This is a genomic window from Amycolatopsis sp. lyj-109 (assembly GCF_046548995.1).
In the GTDB taxonomy this organism is placed as follows: Bacteria; Actinomycetota; Actinomycetes; order Mycobacteriales; family Pseudonocardiaceae; genus Amycolatopsis.
Window position 1 is genome coordinate 1 of sequence record NZ_JAJPWR010000038.1, and the last position, 17954, is coordinate 17954.

The 17954-nt window shown below is 69.8% G+C and carries 13 protein-coding genes; 5 read left to right on the top strand and 8 right to left on the bottom strand.

The window, feature by feature from the left end:
• Positions 1-178: 178 nt before the first annotated feature.
• From ACLJQF_RS45155 to ACLJQF_RS45165, 3 genes are all read right to left on the bottom strand, one after another.
• Positions 179-1996, bottom strand: coding sequence for a diguanylate cyclase domain-containing protein (locus tag ACLJQF_RS45155; RefSeq protein WP_410616616.1), 1818 nt, complete (start codon positions 1994-1996; stop codon positions 179-181).
• A 237-nt stretch (positions 1997-2233) separates the two neighbouring features.
• Entirely contained in the window at positions 2234-3694 is a 1461-nt protein-coding gene (locus ACLJQF_RS45160; RefSeq protein WP_410616526.1) for a cytochrome P450, read from the bottom strand.
• A 17-nt stretch (positions 3695-3711) separates the two neighbouring features.
• Complete coding sequence (locus tag ACLJQF_RS45165) at positions 3712-4704, bottom strand: AraC family transcriptional regulator (protein WP_410616527.1); 993 nt, start codon at positions 4702-4704, stop codon at positions 3712-3714.
• Between the two features lie 82 nt (positions 4705-4786).
• Here ACLJQF_RS45165 and ACLJQF_RS45170 point away from each other — a divergent pair, with 82 nt between their 5' ends.
• Positions 4787-5191 carry a pyridoxamine 5'-phosphate oxidase family protein gene (locus ACLJQF_RS45170; RefSeq protein WP_410616528.1) on the top strand — a complete coding sequence of 135 codons (405 nt, stop codon included), beginning with the start codon at positions 4787-4789 and terminating at the stop codon, positions 5189-5191.
• A gap of 58 nt (positions 5192-5249) precedes the next feature.
• Here the strand turns inward: ACLJQF_RS45170 and ACLJQF_RS45175 are convergent, their stop codons facing one another.
• From ACLJQF_RS45175 to ACLJQF_RS45195, 5 genes are all read right to left on the bottom strand, one after another.
• Entirely contained in the window at positions 5250-6323 is a 1074-nt protein-coding gene (locus ACLJQF_RS45175) for a ribonucleotide-diphosphate reductase subunit beta (RefSeq protein ID WP_410616529.1), read from the bottom strand.
• Positions 6324-6406: 83 nt separating this feature from the next.
• Positions 6407-9310: a ribonucleoside-diphosphate reductase subunit alpha gene (locus ACLJQF_RS45180; RefSeq protein WP_410616531.1), complete on the bottom strand. Its 2904-nt coding sequence runs from the start codon at positions 9308-9310 to the stop codon at positions 6407-6409.
• A 225-nt stretch (positions 9311-9535) separates the two neighbouring features.
• Entirely contained in the window at positions 9536-10120 is a 585-nt protein-coding gene (locus ACLJQF_RS45185) for an acetoacetate decarboxylase family protein (protein ID WP_410616532.1), read from the bottom strand.
• Positions 10117-10956: an enoyl-CoA hydratase-related protein gene (locus tag ACLJQF_RS45190; protein ID WP_410616534.1), complete on the bottom strand. Its 840-nt coding sequence runs from the start codon at positions 10954-10956 to the stop codon at positions 10117-10119. Before ACLJQF_RS45190 ends, ACLJQF_RS45185 begins: the two co-directional genes overlap by 4 nt.
• A 191-nt stretch (positions 10957-11147) precedes the next feature.
• The gene (locus ACLJQF_RS45195; protein ID WP_410616536.1) at positions 11148-12380 is read right to left on the bottom strand and encodes a DUF222 domain-containing protein; all 1233 of its coding nucleotides are present in this window, start codon (positions 12378-12380) and stop codon (positions 11148-11150) included.
• Positions 12381-12694: 314 nt separating this feature from the next.
• On the opposite strand from ACLJQF_RS45195, the gene ACLJQF_RS45200 reads away from it, so the two are divergent.
• Genes ACLJQF_RS45200 through ACLJQF_RS45215 form a run of 4 tightly spaced genes read left to right on the top strand, consistent with a single transcriptional unit; the run spans position 12695 to position 17950 of the window.
• Positions 12695-13519, top strand: a complete 825-nt coding sequence (locus tag ACLJQF_RS45200; RefSeq protein WP_410616538.1) for a TIGR03084 family metal-binding protein — start codon at positions 12695-12697, stop codon at positions 13517-13519.
• A complete protein-coding gene (locus ACLJQF_RS45205; protein WP_410616539.1) occupies positions 13516-15210 on the top strand; it encodes an acyclic terpene utilization AtuA family protein in 1695 nt (564 codons plus the stop codon). The genes ACLJQF_RS45200 and ACLJQF_RS45205 overlap by 4 nt, the downstream gene beginning before the upstream one ends.
• A complete protein-coding gene (locus ACLJQF_RS45210; protein WP_410616540.1) occupies positions 15207-16355 on the top strand; it encodes an acyl-CoA dehydrogenase family protein in 1149 nt (382 codons plus the stop codon). The genes ACLJQF_RS45205 and ACLJQF_RS45210 overlap by 4 nt, the downstream gene beginning before the upstream one ends.
• Positions 16352-17950, top strand: coding sequence for an acyl-CoA carboxylase subunit beta (locus ACLJQF_RS45215; protein WP_410616541.1), 1599 nt, complete (start codon positions 16352-16354; stop codon positions 17948-17950). The genes ACLJQF_RS45210 and ACLJQF_RS45215 overlap by 4 nt, the downstream gene beginning before the upstream one ends.
• The last annotated feature ends 4 nt before the right edge of the window (positions 17951-17954 follow it).

Sequence of the window (17954 nt, forward strand, 5' to 3'; positions counted from 1 at the left end):
TCGCTGCTGTCGCTGCCCGGCTCAACGACCGTCCCCGCAAGACTCTGAACTGGCTTACCCCGCAGGAAAAGATCAACATGCTACTGTCCGATGTAGAGCATGTTGCAACAACCACATGAATCCACCCGGCCTTCGGTGCGTCTGACGCAACCAAGGCCGCCTTGGGGCGCTGGGGGAGTCAGGTGCGCGGGTGGCGGGCGATCATCTCGTCGACCTCGTCGCCGGTGGCCGAGTCCGACACGAACGGCCCCCGGGCCGCGAGCACGCCCAGCTGACGCAGCCGGGTCGCCTGTTCGTGCGTCCGGACGCCCTCGGCCCCCACGCGCAGGTGCAGCTCGCGGGCCCGGGTGATTAGCTGCGTCAGGTGCCTCAGGTCGGACTCCGCCGGCTCGTCGGTGTCCAGCGCGTCGACCACCGGCCCCGACAGGATCACGTGCCGGACCGGGAGGCGGTGCTGGGGGATCAGCTCCAGGTCCGCCGACCCCGAGATCGTCAGCACCAGCTGCGCACCCAGGTCGGCCAGCACCGCCAGGGAGTCCAGGACCTCGCCGCGTGGGTCGAGCATCGAGTCGCGGTCGGTGCACAGGCGCAACGCCCTGGCCGGGAGCTCGTGCTTGTCCAGCTGCTCCTTCACCAGCAGCACCAGGTCGGGGTCGATCGCCAGCCGGGCCGGGAGCCGCACGCAGACGTCCGGGGCCGCGTCGCCCAGGTGCGTGCGCCAGCGGGCCGTCGCGGCCAGCGATTCGGCGAGCAGCCAGCGGCCGAGCGGCACCGTCATGCCGGTGGTCTGGGCCAGCGGGTAGAACTCCTCGGAGCCGAGCTCGCCCTTGTCCGGGTGGTTCCACCGCAGCCCGGCGTTGACGGCGGCGAGCTCGTCCGGCCGGGCCAGTTTCACCGTGGGCTGGTAGACCAGCGAGAACTCGCCGTTCTCCAGCGCGCCGGCGATCACCGCGCCCAGCTGGTAGCGGCCGCGGTCGCGGGCGTCGAGGTCCGGGTCGAACAGCATCCACTGCGCCTTGCCGGCCTCCTTGGCCCGGTGCAGCGCGATCTCCGCCGCCCGCAGCAGTTCCGCGGCGCCGCCCTCGACGGCCGCGCGCACGACGATGCCCGCGCTCGCGCTGACACCGATGCCGTGCCCGCCCAGGTAGATCGGCTCGTTGAGGTCCTCCAGGGCGCGCTCGACCAGCCCGACGACCTCGGTCGCCGCCAGCTCGCCCCGCAGCAGCACCGCGAAGCCGTCGCCGGACAGCCGGGCGACGAACCCGTCGTGGTGGCCGGTGAACACCGCCGACAGCTTGTTCGCGACCCCGCGCAGCACCTGGTCGCCGACGCCGGCGCCGAGGCCGTCGTTGATCACCTTGAAGCCGTCGACGTCGAGGTAGATCAGCGCGATGTCGTCACGCGCGCCGGCCCCGAGCGCGGCTTCCAGCTTGGTGGTGAACGACGACGCGTTCGGCAGCCCGGTCAGCGGGTCGTGCACGTTCTGGTGCAGCAGCCGCTCCCGCAGCAGGTGCAGCTCGTTCGCGTCCGAGACCATCAGCACCGGGTAGATCGAGCCGGGGCGGTCGCCGGGCAGCCGGGCGAGCGTCACGTCGGTCCAGAGCTGCCCGTCGTCGGTGTGGTCGAGCAGCATCCGCTCCTGGTAGCGGTCGCGCCCCGCGCGCACCTGCTCCAGGCCGGCCGCGAGCCGGGAGACGTCGTGGTCGGTCGAGCCGAGGTCGGTGAGGTGCCTGCCCCGCAACCGATCCGGCGAGCAGCCGAGCAGCTGGCCGAGGGCGAGGTTCGCCTCCACGATGTCGCCGTCGGGGCCGGCGAGCGCGATCCCCATCGGCGACGCGGCGTACAGCGCGGTGAACCGCAGCAGCGCGCCGTCGTGCTGCGAGCCGGCTTGGTCGACGGCGTCGTGCGCGACCTCCAGCAGCAGAGCTTCGAGTTCCTCCGGGGGAAGCGTTACTCCTTTGGTGTCGGCCAACGTCGCCGCCCACCGCCGAGCCACGTCCAGGAGCCCTGACGCGGCACCGGGTTCAGGCACACTCCACCTCTTCACGCACAGGTATGGCCAGGTCGGACACGGTGTCGGGGATCATGAAGCCACACCAGGCAGCCTTCGCCCACGATCGATGCCACGCCATCATGTGCGTCACGGGGTGTCTACCGGCTGAACGAGTGAACGAATCTCCACAAACGGTAACTTTTCGTTACCTTGCGTACGCGGTGGTGGACAGGTAGCGGGTCAGCGCGGGGTCAGGTGCACCGGCAGACCGTCCGCGGGGACCGGGAGCGAGACGTAGTCCCAGCGCGCGGTGTAACTCTCCGGAACCGACCAGCGGTATGCCCGCAGCAGTTCGTGCATCAGCAACTTCACCTCGAGACTGCCGAAGTGCAGCCCGATGCACTTGTGCGCGCCGCCGCCGAACGGCATCCACGCCATCCGGTGCGACTTGTCCTCGCGCCGCGGCTCGGCGAAGCGCTCCGGGTCGAACGTGAAGGGGTTCGTCCAGCACTCGGGCGTGAAGTGGTTGATGGTCGGCGAGACGCCGACGAGCGTGCCCGCCGGGATGTAGTGGCCGAGCACTTCGGTGTCCTTGACGGTCTGGCGGGTCAGCGACGGCACCGGCGCCACCAGCCGCAGCGCCTCCTTCATCACCAGGTCGAGGGTCTCCAGCCGCTCCAGCGCCGCGATGTCGGGCAGGTCGTCGCCGAGGGCCAGGGACTCCGCGCGGGCGCGTTCCTGCCACTCCGGGTGCTTCGCCAGGTAGTAGGCCATGGCGCTGGTGGTGATGGTCGTCGTGTCGTGCGCGGCCATCATCAGGAAGATCATGTGGTTGACGATGTCGGTGTCGGAGAACCGGTCGCCGTCCTCGGTGGTGGCCTGGCAGAGCGCGGCGAACAGGTCGTCGCCGCCCGAACGCCGTTTGGCGGGCAGGGTTTCGCCGAAGTAGCGCTCCAGGACGCGGCGACCGTGCAGCCCGGCCGACCAGCGCCCGCCCGGCACCGGGAAGCGCACGAAGGAGGTGCCGGCCCGCACGCAGCTGACGAACGCGCGGTTGATCCGGGCCGCGTCGTCGCCGCTGGGCATGCCCATGAACACGCGGGTCGCGACGTCGAGGGTCAGCTGCTTGAGGGCCCAGTACAGCCGCGGCCGCTCGCTCGAGCCCCAGCTCGCGACGCCTTCGCGCAGCGCGGGCCCCATTTCGCCGACGTAGCCGGCCAGCCGCGGGCGGGTGAAGGCTTCCTGCATGATCCGGCGGTGCAGGTGGTGCTCGCCGAAGTCCATCAGCATCAGGCCACGCTCGAAGAACTTCTCGATGAAGAACTTCCAGCCTTCCTGGGAAAACGCCTTGTCCTTGTTGACGAGCGCGATCTGGGTGGCTTCGGGCCCGGACAGCGCGACGATCCGGCGGCCGAACCCGCCGGTCCACGACACCGGGCCGTAGAGCTCGTGGCGGCGCAGGCCGAACGCCGGGCCGAACCGCATCATCTCGAGCATGTGCCCGACCAGCGGCGGCCCTTCGTCGCCGAGCACCGGCTTGAGGCCACTGCCCGCGGGCGGCGTCGCGAGTTCCTTGACCGGCCAGCGTGACCGCAGCCAGCGCTCGTCGACTTTCTGCGGCAGGGGGAGCGCGGTCAGCGGCGGCACGCGTTCGCGCAGCGCTTCGGCGGCTCGGCTCACGGTGCCCGGCAAAGTGACCATCTCCCCGTCGAGATCGGCTATCGCTCCACGATGCCCGCTTGTTGACGACCTGACAATACCTCGGCCGCCGTCTTTTCGGGTGGTCCCTGGTGGGTGACGGCCCGCCGGTAGTCGCTCGGCGTGACGCCGCGGACCCGCTTGAACGCCGCGCTGAACCCGAAAGCGTCGGCGTACCCGACGTGGCGGGCGACTTCCGAGACGGTGGCGGTGGTCCGCTCGGCCAGCAGGTCCGCCGCGAGCGCCATGCGGCGGCGGGTGAGGTAGGTCAGTGGCGGCTCGCCGACCAGTTCGGCGAACCGCTTGGCCAGCGTCGAGCGCGACACCCCGGCGCGCGTGGCCAGCGCGGCGACCGTCCACGGCACCGCGGGTTCGTCGTGCAGCAGGCGCAGCGCGGGCCCGGCCACCGGGTCGCGCTGGGCGGTCCACCACGCCGGCGGTTCGCCGCCGGGCCGGTCGAACCACTCGCGCAGCGTGCAGACGAGCATCCAGTCGAGCAGCCGGTCCAGCACGACCTGCTGCCCCGGCGTGTCGGCGGCGACCTCCGCGGCGAGGTGGTCCAGGACGGCGTCCCCGGTGCCGCCGCCGCCGACCCGCAGCACGACGGGCAGAGCGTCCAGCAGTGGACGGCTGACCTCGCCGCCGGCCGGGTAGGCGCCGACGATCAGCGTGGTCGGGCCGTCGCCGTCGTCGCGCCAGCCGCGGCGGTGCCGTGTCCCGCCCAGTTCGGGTGCGGCGCAGTACTCGCCGCACGCGACGGGTCCGGCGACGGTGCCGATCTCGTCGACGAAGGTGAACGTCCCCGGCCCGCGCACGACGACGGTGTCGTAGGCGGTCAGCGGCTCGGGCTCGCCGTGCTCGGGGACGATCCAGCCGCCGCCGGAGAGCACGGTGCACAGGGTCAGCGGCGCGCCGTCGACGAAGTGCAGGGAGAACGGCGGCGACACAGCCGAGCTGCCGAACAGCGAGCCGTGGGCCCGCACACCGCGGAAGAGGTCACCGAAGACGTCCACGATCCCGAGGTTAGACGAACGGACAGGGATCCCGGCGCTTCACCCATGGGATCGTCCGCGCTCGGCCGGTTCAATCGGGGGTATGACCGCACTGACTCCCGATGACCTCGAGCTCCTCCGACGTCCCCTGCACGGCTTCCTGACGGTGTCTGGTGGTGAACCTCGCCCCGTGTGGTTCGAGGTGGCCGCCGACGGCACGATCCAGCTGTTCTCGGAGCCGGACGCGCCCAAGGTGCGGCGCGTGCGCCGGGATCCGCGAGCGTCGATCGTGGTCGCGGCCCCGGCGGGGGAGCGCGAGCGCTGGGTGTCGGTGGCGGGCCGGGTCTCGCTGGAACCCGAGGGCGCCCACGACCTGGCCGCGCGTCTGGCGGCGCGGTACTGGGACCTCGACGACCCGGACCGCGCTGCCGGCCTGAAAGCGACCTTGGCCGCGGACCAGGTGCGCCTGGTGATCCACCCGGAAACCGTGCGCCGCTACGCCTACTGACGTGAAGGCCACCTTGAGGAACTTGAAGTTCCTCAAGGTGGCCTTCACGAACAGTGGGTCAGTCCCAGTCGAGGGCGCCGCCCGACTGGTACTCGATCACGCGGGTCTCGAAGAAGTTCTTCTCCTTCTTGAGGTCCATCGCCTCGGACATCCACGGGAACGGGTTCTCGGTCTCGCCGAAGATCGGCGCCAGGCCGATCTGCTGCGCGCGCCGGTCGGTGATGAAGTGCATGTACTGCTCGCACAACTGGGCCGACAGGCCGAGCATGCCGCGCGGCATCGTGTCGCGCGCGTACTTGACCTCCAGCTCGCACGCCTCCTGCAGCATCCCGCGCACCTCGGCCTGGAACTCTTCGGTCCACAGGTGCGGGTTCTCGATCTTGATCTGGTTGATGCAGTCGATGCCGAAGTTCAGGTGGATCGACTCGTCGCGCAGGATGTACTGGTACTGCTCGGCGATGCCGACCATCTTGTTCCGGCGGCCCAGCGACAGGATCTGCGCGAAGCCGGTGTAGAACCACATGCCCTCGAAGATCACGTAGAACGCGACGAGGTCACGCAGGAACGCCTGGTCGGCTTCCGGCGTCCCGGTCTCGAAGTCCGGGTCTTCCAGGTGCTGCGTGTACTTCAGCGCCCACGCGTCCTTGTCCGAAATGGACGGGACCTCGCGGTACATGTTGAACAGCTCGCCCTCGACCAGGCCGAGGCTTTCGCAGATGTACTGGAAGGTGTGCGTGTGCACGGCCTCCTCGAACGCCTGGCGCAGCAGGTACTGGCGGCACTCGGGGTTGGTGATCTGCCGGTACACCGCGAGCACGATGTTGTTGGCCACCAAGGACTCCGCGGTCGCGAAGAAGCCCAGGTTGCGCTTGAGCATCTGCCGCTCGTCCTCGGTGAGGCCGTCCTTCGACTTCCACAGGGCGATGTCGGCCTGCATGGCGACCTCGGTCGGCATCCAGTGGTTGTTGCACCCGGCCAGGTACTTCTCCCAGGCCCAGGTGTACTTCATCGGCAGCAGCTGGTTGACGTCGGCGCGCGCGTTGATCATGCGCTTGTCGTCGACGTTGATCCGGGCGGCGCCGACCTCGATCTCCCCGAGGCCGGTCGCGTCCGTCGTCTCCACGTTGGTCATGTCACTCACTTCGGGCGGGTGGGGGTCGTGAGTGGTAATTCGGGTTAGAACCCTAATTACCACTCACGACCCGCGGGAGGGGCTTACTGGCAGGCTTCGCAGTCGGGGTCGTCGATGCGGCAGGCGGCGCCTTCGGTGGCGACGAAGTCGACGTCGGGCTCCGGCTTGGGCGTGGGAGCAGGCGCCGGGGCCGGCGTCGGCACGGGAGCCGGAGCCGGAGCGGCCGCCGCGGGGGCGGTGGTGGCCGAGACGGCGTTCAGCTTGCCGTCGGTGCCGCGCAGGGTGCTCTTCTCCACGTGCGTCGCGGACTGCGCCCGCAGGTAGTACGTGGTCTTGAGGCCCTTGTGCCACGCGTAGCGGTAGAGCTGGTCGAGCTTGCGGCCGCTCGGCGCCGCGATGTACAGGTTCAGCGACTGCGCCTGGTCGATCCACTTCTGGCGCACCGAACCGGCGTCGACGATCCACTTCGACTCGATCTCGAACGCGGTCGCGTACAGCGCCTTGAGGTCGTCCGGGACCCGGTCGATCTGGCCCAGGCTGCCGTCGAAGTACTTCAGGTCGCTGACCATGACCTCGTCCCAGAGCCCGCGCTCCTTGAGGCTCTTGACCAGGTGCGGGTTCACGACGGTGAAGTCGCCCGACATGTTCGACTTGACGAACAGGTTCTGGAACAGCGGCTCGATCGACTGCCCGACCCCGGAGATGTTGGAGATCGTCGCCGTCGGCGCGATCGCCATCACGTTGGAGTTGCGCATGCCGACGGTCTTGACGCGCTCGCGCAGCGGCGCCCAGTCCAGCGTCGTGGAGGTGTCGACGTCGAGGCCATCACCCTGGCGGGCGTCGATGAGCAGCTGCAGCGAGTCGATCGGCAGGATGCCCTTGCTCCACAGCGAACCCTCGAACGACTGGTACTGGCCGCGCTCCTCGGCGAGGTCGGCCGACGCCGAGATCGCGTAGTAGGAGAGATGCTCCATGGAGACGTCGGCGAACTTCACGGCCTCTTCGGAGGCGAAGGGGACGCCGATCTCGAACAGCGCGTCCTGGAAGCCCATGATGCCCAGGCCGACCGGCCGGTGGCGCAGGTTGGAGCGGCGCGCCTCCGGGATCGTGTAGAAGTTGATGTCGATCACGTTGTCCAGCATGCGGACGGCGGTGCGCACGGTCTTCTCGAGGCGCTGGGTGTCCAGGCCCTCGGGGGTGACGTGCTTGAGCAGGTTCACCGAGCCGAGGTTGCAGACCGCGACCTCTTCGGCGTTCGTGTTCAGCGTGATCTCGGTGCACAGGTTGGACGAGTGCACGACGCCGACGTGCTGCTGCGGCGAGCGCAGGTTGCACGGGTCCTTGAAGGTGATCCACGGGTGGCCGGTCTCGAACAGCATGGTCAGCATGCGGCGCCACAGGTCGACCGCGCGGACGCGCCGGAACACCTTGATCTCGCCGCGGTCGGCGGCGGCCTCGTACTCGCGGTAGCGGGCGGCGAACTCGTTGCCGTAGAGGTCGTGCAGGTCCGGGGTCTCGTTCGGCGAGAACAGCGTCCACTCGGCGTTCGCCTCGACGCGGCGGAGGAACTCGTCCGGCACCCAGTTCGCGGTGTTCATGTCGTGGGTGCGCCGGCGGTCGTCACCGGTGTTCTTGCGCAGGTCGAGGAACTCCTCGATGTCGACGTGCCACGTCTCGAGGTAAGCGCAGGCCGCGCCCTTGCGCTTGCCGCCCTGGTTGACTGCGACGGCGGTGTCGTTGGCGATCTTCAGGAACGGCACGACGCCCTGCGACTGGCCGTTGGTGCCCTTGATGTGCGCGCCGAGGCCGCGGACCGGGGTCCAGTCGTTGCCGAGGCCGCCCGAGTACTTGGCCAGCAGGGCGTTGTTCTTGTAGGCCTGGAAGATCGAGTCCAGGTCGTCGTCCACCGTGGTCAGGAAGCAGGACGACAGCTGCGGGCGCGTGGTGCCCGAGTTGAACAGCGTCGGGGTCGAGGCCATGAAGTGGAAGCTCGACAGCAGCTCGTAAAACTCGATCGCGCGGGCTTCGCGGTCGTCCTCGCGGATCGCCAGGCCCATCGCGACGCGCATGAAGAACGCCTGCGGCAGCTCGAAGCGGGTGCCCTCGTGGTGCTGGAAGTACCGGTCGTAGAGCGTCTGCAGGCCGAGGAAGCCGAAGTCGAGGTCGCGCTCCGGGCGGATCGCGGCGGTGATCTTGTCCAGGTCGAAGCGCTGCAGCTCGGCGTCGACCAGCTCCAGCTCGATCGCGCGGCGCAGGTAGGCGCGGAAGTACGCGGGGTACTCGGCCGCCATCTCGTCCTGGCTGGCCAGGCGCGGCTTCTTCGCGAGGTAGCTCAGCGCCTCGCCGCGCAGCTTGTCCAGCAGCAGGCGGGCGGAGACGTAGGAGTAGTTCGGCTCCTGCTCGACCAGCACGCGGGCGGCCAGGACCTGGGCCAGGGCCAGCTCGTCGGCACTGATGCCGTCGTAGAGGTTGCGCTTGGCTTCGGCCAGCACCGGCTCCGCCGTGACGTCGTCGAGGCCGGCGACGGCCTCGCCCACGACGTGGGACACGCGGGCCCAGTCGAGGGGGCGCAGGACGCCGTCGGTGCCCTTGACGTTCAGCGCGACCTCGGTGGTGGCCGGTTTGGCCGCCTCGCGGGCCTTGCTGCGCTCCTCGCGGTAGAGGACGTAGGCGCGGGCGACCTTGTGGTGCTCACCGCGCATGAGGGCGAGCTCGACGATGTCCTGGATCTGCTCGATGTGCAGGGCGGTCTCGGGGCCGGCGTGGCGCAGCAGGGTGGTCTCCACCTGCTCGGTGAGCTCGGCGACGACGTGGTGCACGCGGGAGGACGCGGCGGCGTCGCCGCCCTCGACCGCGAGGAACGCCTTGGTCAGCGCGACCGAGATCTTTCCGGCGTCGAACGGCGACACGCTGCCGTCCCGCCGGATGACCCGGATCGCGGTGGGTGAGGCGGTCCCGGAGGGCCGCTGACCGGTTTCGACTGACATGCGTGTCTCCAAGTTTTCGGGCGCGTTCGATCGCCACACGGCGTCATGAGGCCGTGCGCTGCGGTTTCGTGAAAGCTGCCCGGCCGCCCTCTGCAGCGGTCTCCCCGTCGCTGGGGGCTGCCGGTTCCCAGAGACTACATGTAGGGGTCGGGGTGCGCACGGGACCCCAGATGGCGTGTCGCGAGTTCACCCTGGTGGGATTGTGTGATCACCCAGAGGTGCTGCTCAAGCCCCGAAACGCAGCTCGCTGCCGGGCAGGGCGAGGCTCACGAACGGGCGTCGCCCGGCCAGGTAGCCGAGCGGGCCACGGGCGTTGACCGTCCAGTCGGCCGCGGCGAGCCGGGGCCGGATCTTCGCCCCGACGGGGGTCCGCACGGGGGTGCCGTCACGGTCCTGGAGGACGTCGAACCGGCTGGGGAGGGCGAGCGGCGAGCCGGGCCTCGGCGTGAAGGCCGCGGTGGCGATCCAGTCGTCGCCGGTCGCCGCGGTGTGGGTGCGGTCGGTGAACTGCAGGGCGGCGAGGTCCTTCGGGATGGCCCACAGCTCGCGGCCGCCGGCGAGGGAGACCGCGGAGTCGACCCAGATCTGCGTGATCGTGCAGGTGGTCCGTTTCCCGCGCACCGGGACGGCGGCGAGCAGCTCGTGGTAGCTGAGCTGCCCGGGCGCACGGTAGGCGATCCAGGCGGTGAAGACGGTGGTGTACCCGGCGACGGACAACGCGCCCGGGTGCACGTCGCGCGCCGGGACGCGCCAGACCGACAGGTGGGCGTCGGCGACCAGGTGCCAGGGCTGCGGCGGGTACGGGGTCATTTCTCCAGCCAGGGCAGGTAGTCGGGCAGGTCTTTCTCGACGCGCATGCCGAACGACGGCGGCCGTTTCTGCAGGAACGACATGACCCCCTCGACGGCGTCGGGGTTCGCGCCGAGCCCGCCGATCAGCTTCGAGTCGAGCTCGTGCACCGGGAACGGCGACTCGGCGCTCGCCATCCGGTAGAGCAGCTGCCGGGTGACGGCGACCGAGACCGGCGCGGTCGTCTCGACGATTTCCTTGGCGAGCTTGTACGCCTCGTCGAGCACGGTTCCGGTCTCGACGATGTCGTGCACCAGGCCCTTTTCTCGCGCCTCGGTCGCATCGAAGACGCGGCCGCTGATCATCCAGTCGAGCGCGGTGCCCATGCCGACGAGCCGGGGGAGGAACCAGGCGGAGGCGCCTTCGGGGTAGATGCCGCGGCGGGTGAACACGAAGCCGAACCGCGAGTCTGCCGACGCGAGCCGGTAGTCGCACGAAAGGGTGATGGTGAGCCCACCCCCGACGGCGGCCCCGTGCAGCGCGGCGATCACGGGCTTGTTCATCGTGAAGATCCGCTTCGAGCACCGGCCGGCGGGCTCCTGCCACGCCGCGTCCGGCCCGGTCGACGGGTCGAAGTCGAATCCGCCCCGAGAGAGGTCGGCCCCGACGCAGAAGTCCTTGCCGGCGCCGGTCAGCACGACGACGCGGACGTCTTCGTCGCGATCGGCGCGATCCATGGCGGCACCGAGCTCGTCGGCCATCCGGATCGTGTAGCCGTTGCGCGCTTCGGGGCGGTTCAGCGTGATCGTGGCGATCCGCTCCGCGACGGCGTAGGTGATCTCGGCGTAGTCGGCCATGCGATGAAGCTATTGCAGTCCGGCACTACTGGCAAGATGTCAATAGTGGGACGGCGGGGCCTGGGCGGATTCGGCTTACCGGCCTGAGTGGTACAGCAGGGGTGCCGGCGGGAGGCCGGCTGCTGCAGATGCGGCGTGGTTTGCGCGTGGGTGTAGGCCCGTAGCCGTGTGGCTGCGGGCCGTTCCCGTGTTCAGGCTGCGAAGGGCAGTGGTTCGTGCAGGTTGTTGCGTCTGGGTCTTCGGCGCCTGTCGATGAACGCCGGCGGGAGGAACTCCGGGAGGCCGTCGGCGGCGATGCGGGCTTCCCAGCCGGAGCGGTGCAGCAGCCGGTGGTGATGAGAACACAGCAACAGAAGATTGCCCAACTCGGTGGGACCACCGTCGAACCACTCCTGGATGTGGTGGCCCTGGCAATGCCGCGGCGGTCGCCGGCACCCGGGGAAGCAACAGCCGCGGTCCCGCAGGTACAGAGCGCGACGCAGGCCGGGGGAGATCAGACGGCGAGCACGACCGAGGTCGAGTGGTTCACTCTTCGCACCCAGCACCGCCGGAATGACTGTGCAGTCACACGCGAGCACTCGTGCTTCGGCGGCGGTCATGGTGCCGGTGTCGCCGAGGGTGGCCTTCCCGACGCCGGACTTCAGGTCCTGCAGTGACACTGCGACCATGACGTGGGCGCGTTCCCCGGCCTGCATGGGCAGGGTCGGGGAGTTCAAAGCCAGGTCGACCGCGTCGGAGAAGGCATCGCCGTAGCGTTGCGGGGTGGTGCGGAAGTCGGGGCCTTCGTCGCCGGTGCGGCGTTCGGCCAGGGCGTCGAGCAGGGCGCTGGCTCGGGTGCCGGTTTCGTCGTCGAACGTGCCGTTCAGTTCCCAGATCCCGGTTTTTTTGCGGCGCAGGAACAATTCCCGGGTGGGGGCGGCGGGTTCGGTGTTGTCGGGGGCGTCGCCGTCGGGGGCCAGGTGGGCGAGGATGCGGGCGCCGAGGGTGGCGACTTGCTTGTGCCCGGCCTCGTCGGCGAAGGTCAGCAGGGTGGCCTCGGCGCTCGGGCAATGTTCGGGTGGCACCTGGGTGAGGACGTCGGTGATCACGTCGATCATCGGGTTGCTCAACCGTCCGGCCTGGGCGGCGGCACCGGTGCCGGGTGCCAAGGCGGGGATGGGGGAGCCGTCGAGGTTGCGGCCCGGGTTCATCAACCGGGCTCGTTTGACCAGGCGTTCGGCGGTGGGTTTGGGAATGTCGGCGAGGTGTTCGAGCAGCCGGGCGGTGGAGCGGTAGCCGAACAGTTCCATGACTCCGCGTTGCTCGATTTCCACGAGCAGGGCGCCGAGTTCGGCTTCGGCGGAGCGCATGGTCGCGAGCAGCTCACCGATGCGGTCGGCGAGGGCCACCGCGTCGGAGGAGGGGTGAGCTGCGTTGTCGGTCATAGATCAAGATTACCGAGGATCGAACAGGAGTTCATCACTCGATCGGGCATGAAAGACCAACGACTGTCCCCACTTCAGAACACCGGAAAGCCCGGCAGGGCAACCGAAGCGTGAGGAATCGGCGCTGCCGACCACAACGCAACGCAACCCGTGGAGCGCCGATTTCCCACGCCACGGCGAAGCCGCATCTTGAAGACCCGACCAAAGAGCAAGTGACCCCGATCACAAGGGAGGTGACCTTAAAACAATCAGGCGTGCTTGATTTTTCCGGGAGCCGGTGCCACTCTGGGCCGAGGAACGCAAGGAGGCGGGCGATGGCGGATCTCGGCGTGATCCTCGGGGATCTCGACGCGGAGACACGGACGATCGACGACGTGGTGGCGGACCTGCCCGCGTCGGACTGGGCGCGCGCAACACCGGCCGAAGGGTGGACGATCGCGCACCAGATCGCCCACCTGGCCTGGACCGACCGCAAAGCCCTGATCGCGGCCGCGCACCCGGAAGACTGGCAGGCCGAGGTCGAGGAGCTCCTCAAAACCGGCGAAACCTACGTCGACGACGGCGCGGTGACCGGAGCGCAACGACCGCCGCAGGAACTTCTCGAAGACTGGCGTGAAGGCCGGAAACAGCTGGCCGCAGCCCTCGAAGCGGTGCCGGAAGGGCAGAAACTGCCCTGGTACGGCCCCCCGATGAGCGCCGCCTCGATGGCGACCGCGCGGATGATGGAGACCTGGGCGCACGGTCAGGACGTCTTCGACGCCCTCGGCCTGACCCGCGAGCCGACCGCGCGCATCTGGCACATCGCGCGGTTCGGCACCCGGACCCGCGACTTCGCCTACAAGGTCAACTCCCTCGCCCCGCCGGCCGAGGAGTTCCGCGTCGAGCTCGCCGCGCCCGACGGCACCACCTGGGCGTTCGGGCCCGAGGACGCCGCGCAGAAGCTCACCGGCAGCGCGCTCGGCTTCTGCCTCGTCGTCACCCAGCGGCGGCACCCCGCCGACACCGACCTGGTCGCGCACGGCGCCGACGTCGAGGAGTGGCTCAGCGTCGCGCAGGCCTTCGCCGGGCCGCCCGGGAACGGCCGGAAGCCGGGGCAGTTCGCACCGCCGACGGACTCTTCCGCGCGGAGGCGTCCGTGACGCAGACCTACCGCATCGGCAACGCGTCCGGGTTCTACGGCGATCGCTTCTCCGCCGTGCGCGAGATGCTCACCGGCGGCCCCCTCGACGTCCTCACCGGGGACTACCTCGCCGAGCTGACCATGCTCATCCTCGGCCGTGACCGGATGAAGGACGCCACCCGCGGCTACGCCAAGACGTTCCTCCGCCAAATGGAAGAGAACCTCGGGCTGGCGCAGGAAAAGGGCGTCAAGATCGTCGCCGACGCGGGCGGGCTGAACCCCGCCGGGCTCGCCGGTGCCCTTCGGGAACTCGCGCGGAAAATGAGCCTCGACGTCAAGATCGCGCACGTCGAGGGTGACGACCTCGTGGCTCGGGCCGACGAACTCGACCTCGGGAAACCGTTGACCGCCAACGCCTACCTCGGCGCCTGGGGCATCGCGGAATGCCTGAACGCGGGCGCCGACGTCGTCGTCACCGGCCGCGTCACCGACGCCTCCGTCGTCGTCGGCCCGGCCGCCGCGCACTACGGCTGGGCCCGCGACGACTTCGACGCCCTCGCCGGCGCGGTCGCCGCGGGGCACGTCATCGAGTGCGGCGCCCAGACCACCGGCGGCAACTACGCCTTCTTCACCGAGCACAGCATCGGCGTGCCCGGGTTCCCGATCGCCGAGATCGAGGCCGACGGGTCCAGCGTCATCACCAAGCACCCGGGCACCGGGGGCGTGGTGAACGTCGGCACCGTCACGGCCCAGCTGCTCTACGAGATCACCGGCGCGCGGTACGCCGGGCCGGACGTCACCACCCGGTTCGACACGGTGGCGCTGAGGGAAGACGGGCCCGATCGCGTCCGCATCTCCGGTGTCCGCGGGGAAGCGCCGCCGCCGACGCTGAAGGTCGCCCTCAACACCCTCGGCGGGTTCCGCAACGAGACGACGTTCGTCCTCACCGGACTCGACATCGAGGCGAAAGCCGCGCTGGTGCGGGAACAACTCGACGCGTCCATGAAGGACCGGCCACCCGCCGACGTCCGGTGGACCCTTGCCCGCACCGACCACTCCGACGCCGAAACCGAGCAGACCGCGAGTGCGCTGCTGCACGTGGCCGTCAAGGACGCCGACCCGAAGGTCGCCGGACGCGCGTTCACCGGCGCCGCCGTCGAACTCGCGCTGGCCAGCTACCCCGGGTTCCACGTCACCGCGCCGCCGTCGGACGCTTCGCCGTACGGCGTCTACACCGCGGCCTACGTGACCGCGGAGCAGGTGCCGCACGTCGCCGTGCTGCCCGACGGGATGCGGGTCGACATAGCGCCTTCGGCGTCCACTCGGGACTTGTCCGAAGTGGATGAACCGGCCCTGCCCGAACCCCTCGACCACGGGCCGGTGCGCCGCGTTCCCCTGGGCACGATCGCCGGCGCCCGCAGCGGCGACAAGGGCGGCAACGCCAACGTCGGCGTCTGGGTGCGCTCCGAAGAAGCCTGGCGGTGGCTGGTGCACCGGCTGACCGCCGCCGAGTTCAAGCTGCTGCTGCCCGAGACCGCCGACCTGCCGGTGACGCGCTACCTGCTGCCCAACCTCAAGGCGATGAACTTCGTCGTCGAGGGCATCCTCGGCGAGGGTGTCGCGTCGCAGGCGCGGTTCGACCCGCAGGCCAAGGCCCTCGGCGAGTGGCTGCGGTCCCGCGAGATCGACCTCCCCGAGGTGCTCCGGTGACCGACCCCTTCCGGACGCCCGAACGCGCCGAACTGCGCAAGACCGTGCGGAAGTTCGTCGAGCAGGAGGTCCTGCCGCACCTCGACGACTGGGAGCGCGCCGGCGAACTGCCGCGTGACCTGCACCGCAAGGCCGGGGACCTCGGCCTGCTCGGGGTGGCCTTCCCCGAGGAGATCGGCGGCGGGGACGGCAACTACCTCGACGCCCTGGTCATCGCGGAGGAAATGCACTACGCGGGCGGTTCCGGCGGCCTGTTCGCGTCGCTGTTCACCTGCGGCATCGCCGTCCCGCACATCGCCGAGGCGAACGACCCGGTCCAGCTCGAGCGCTGGGTGCGGCCGACGCTGACCGGGGCCAAGATCGGTGCCCTCGCCGTCACCGAGCCGGACGCCGGCTCCGACGTCGCCGGGATCCGGACCACCGCCGTGCGCGAGGGCGACGAGTACGTCGTCAACGGCGCCAAGACGTTCATCACCTCCGGCTGCCGCGCGGACTTCGTGACGACGGTCGTGCGCACCGGCGGCGACGGCGCGCACGGGCTCTCGCTGATCGTCGTCGAACGCGGGACACCGGGATTCACGGTGAGCCGCAAGCTCGAGAAGATGGGCTGGCTCTGCTCCGACACCGCCGAACTGTCCTACGTGGACGTCCGGGTGCCGGTGGAGCACCTGGTCGGCGCCGAGAACAGCGGGTTCGCGCAGGTCGCCACCCAGTTCGTCACCGAACGGCTGTCCCTCGCCGTGCAGGCGTACGCGCATGCCCAACGGGCGCTCGACCTGACGCTGGACTGGTGCCGGCTGCGCGAGACGTTCGGCCGGCCGCTCATCTCGCGCCAGGTCGTGCAGCACAAGCTCACCGAAATGGCGCGGAAGGTCGACGTCGCCCGCACCTACACCCGGCAGACCGCGATCCGGCACGTCTCGGGCGAGGAAGTCATCGCCGAAGCCTGTTTCGCCAAGAACACCGCCGTCGAGGCCGCCGAGCAGGTGGTCAACGAGGCCGTCCAGCTGCACGGCGGGCTCGGCTACCTGCGCGAGTCCGAAGTGGAGCGCCACTACCGCGACGTCCGGATCCTCGGCATCGGCGGCGGCACCACCGAGATCCTCACCGGCCTGGCCGCGAAGCGATTGGGATACACCTCGTGACTGCTCTGAGGTCCACAGTGGACGTGCGGGCCGCCGAGTTCGGCGCGAACCGCGAGGCGATGCTGGAGAAGCTCGCCGAGATCGACACCGAGCACGCCAAAGCCGTCGCCGGCGGTGGCGAGAAGTACGTCGAACGGCACCGCAAGCGCGGCAAGCTCCTCGCGCGGGAACGCATCGAGCTGCTGCTCGATGCGGACTCGCCGTTCCTGGAGCTGTCGCCGCTGGCCGCGTGGGGCACCGACTACCGCGTCGGCGCGAGCCTCGTCACCGGCATCGGCGTGGTCGAAGGCGTCGAGTGCCTGATCTCGGCCAGCGACCCGACGGTCAAGGGCGGCGCGAGCAACCCGTGGACGACGAAGAAGAGCTTCCGGGCCGCGGACATCGCCGCGCAGAACCGGCTGCCGTCGATCAACCTCGTCGAGTCCGGCGGCGCGGACCTGCCGACGCAGAAGGAGATCTTCATCCCCGGCGGCCGGATCTTCCGGGACATCACGCGAGCCTCGGCAGCGGGGTGCCCGACGGTCGCGCTGGTCTTCGGCAACTCCACCGCGGGCGGCGCGTACCTGCCGGGCATGTCGGACTACGTCGTGATGGTCAAGGAACGCGCGAAGGTGTTCCTCGGCGGGCCGCCGCTGGTCAAGATGGCCACCGGCGAGGAGTCCGACGACGAGTCGCTCGGCGGCGCCGAGATGCACGCGCGGACCTCGGGCTTGGCCGACTACCTGGCCGCCGACGAGCAGGACGCGATCCGGCTCGGCCGGAACATCGTCAAGCGGCTCAACTGGACCAAACAAGGGCCGTCACCGAAACCGGACTACGAAGAGCCGCTGTACGACGCCGAGGACCTGCTCGGCATCGTGCCGACCGATCTCAAGGTGCCCTTCGACCCGCGCGAGGTCGTCGCCCGGGTCGTCGACGGCTCCGACTTCGACGAGTTCAAGCCCCTGTACGGGTCGAGTCTCGTGACGGGCTGGGCGAGCATCCACGGCTACCCGGTCGGCGTGCTGGCCAACGCGCAGGGCGTGCTGTTCGGCGAGGAGTCGCAGAAGGCCGCGCAGTTCATCCAGCTGGCCAACCAGATCCACACGCCGCTGGTGTTCCTGCACAACACGACCGGCTACATGGTCGGCAAGGAGTACGAGCAGAGCGGCATCATCAAGCACGGCGCGATGATGATCAACGCCGTCGCGAACTCGAAGGTGCCGCACCTGTCCGTCCTGATGGGAGCGTCCTACGGCGCCGGGCACTACGGCATGTGCGGCCGCGCCTACGATCCCCGGTTCCTGTTCGCCTGGCCGAGCGCGAAGTCCGCGGTGATGGGCCCGGCCCAGCTGGCCGGCGTGCTGTCCATCGTGGCCCGCGCGGCGGCCGAAAGCCGCGGCCAGGAGTACAACGAGGAGCACGACAAGGCCATGCGCGCCATGGTGGAGGGCCAGATCGAGGCCGAGTCGATGCCGATGTTCCTCTCCGGCATGCTCTACGACGACGGCATCATCGACCCGCGTGACACCCGCACCGTGCTGGGCCTGAGCCTGTCCGCGATCCACAATGGACCAGTGAAGGGCGCCGAAGGCTTCGGCGTCTTCCGGATGTGAGCGA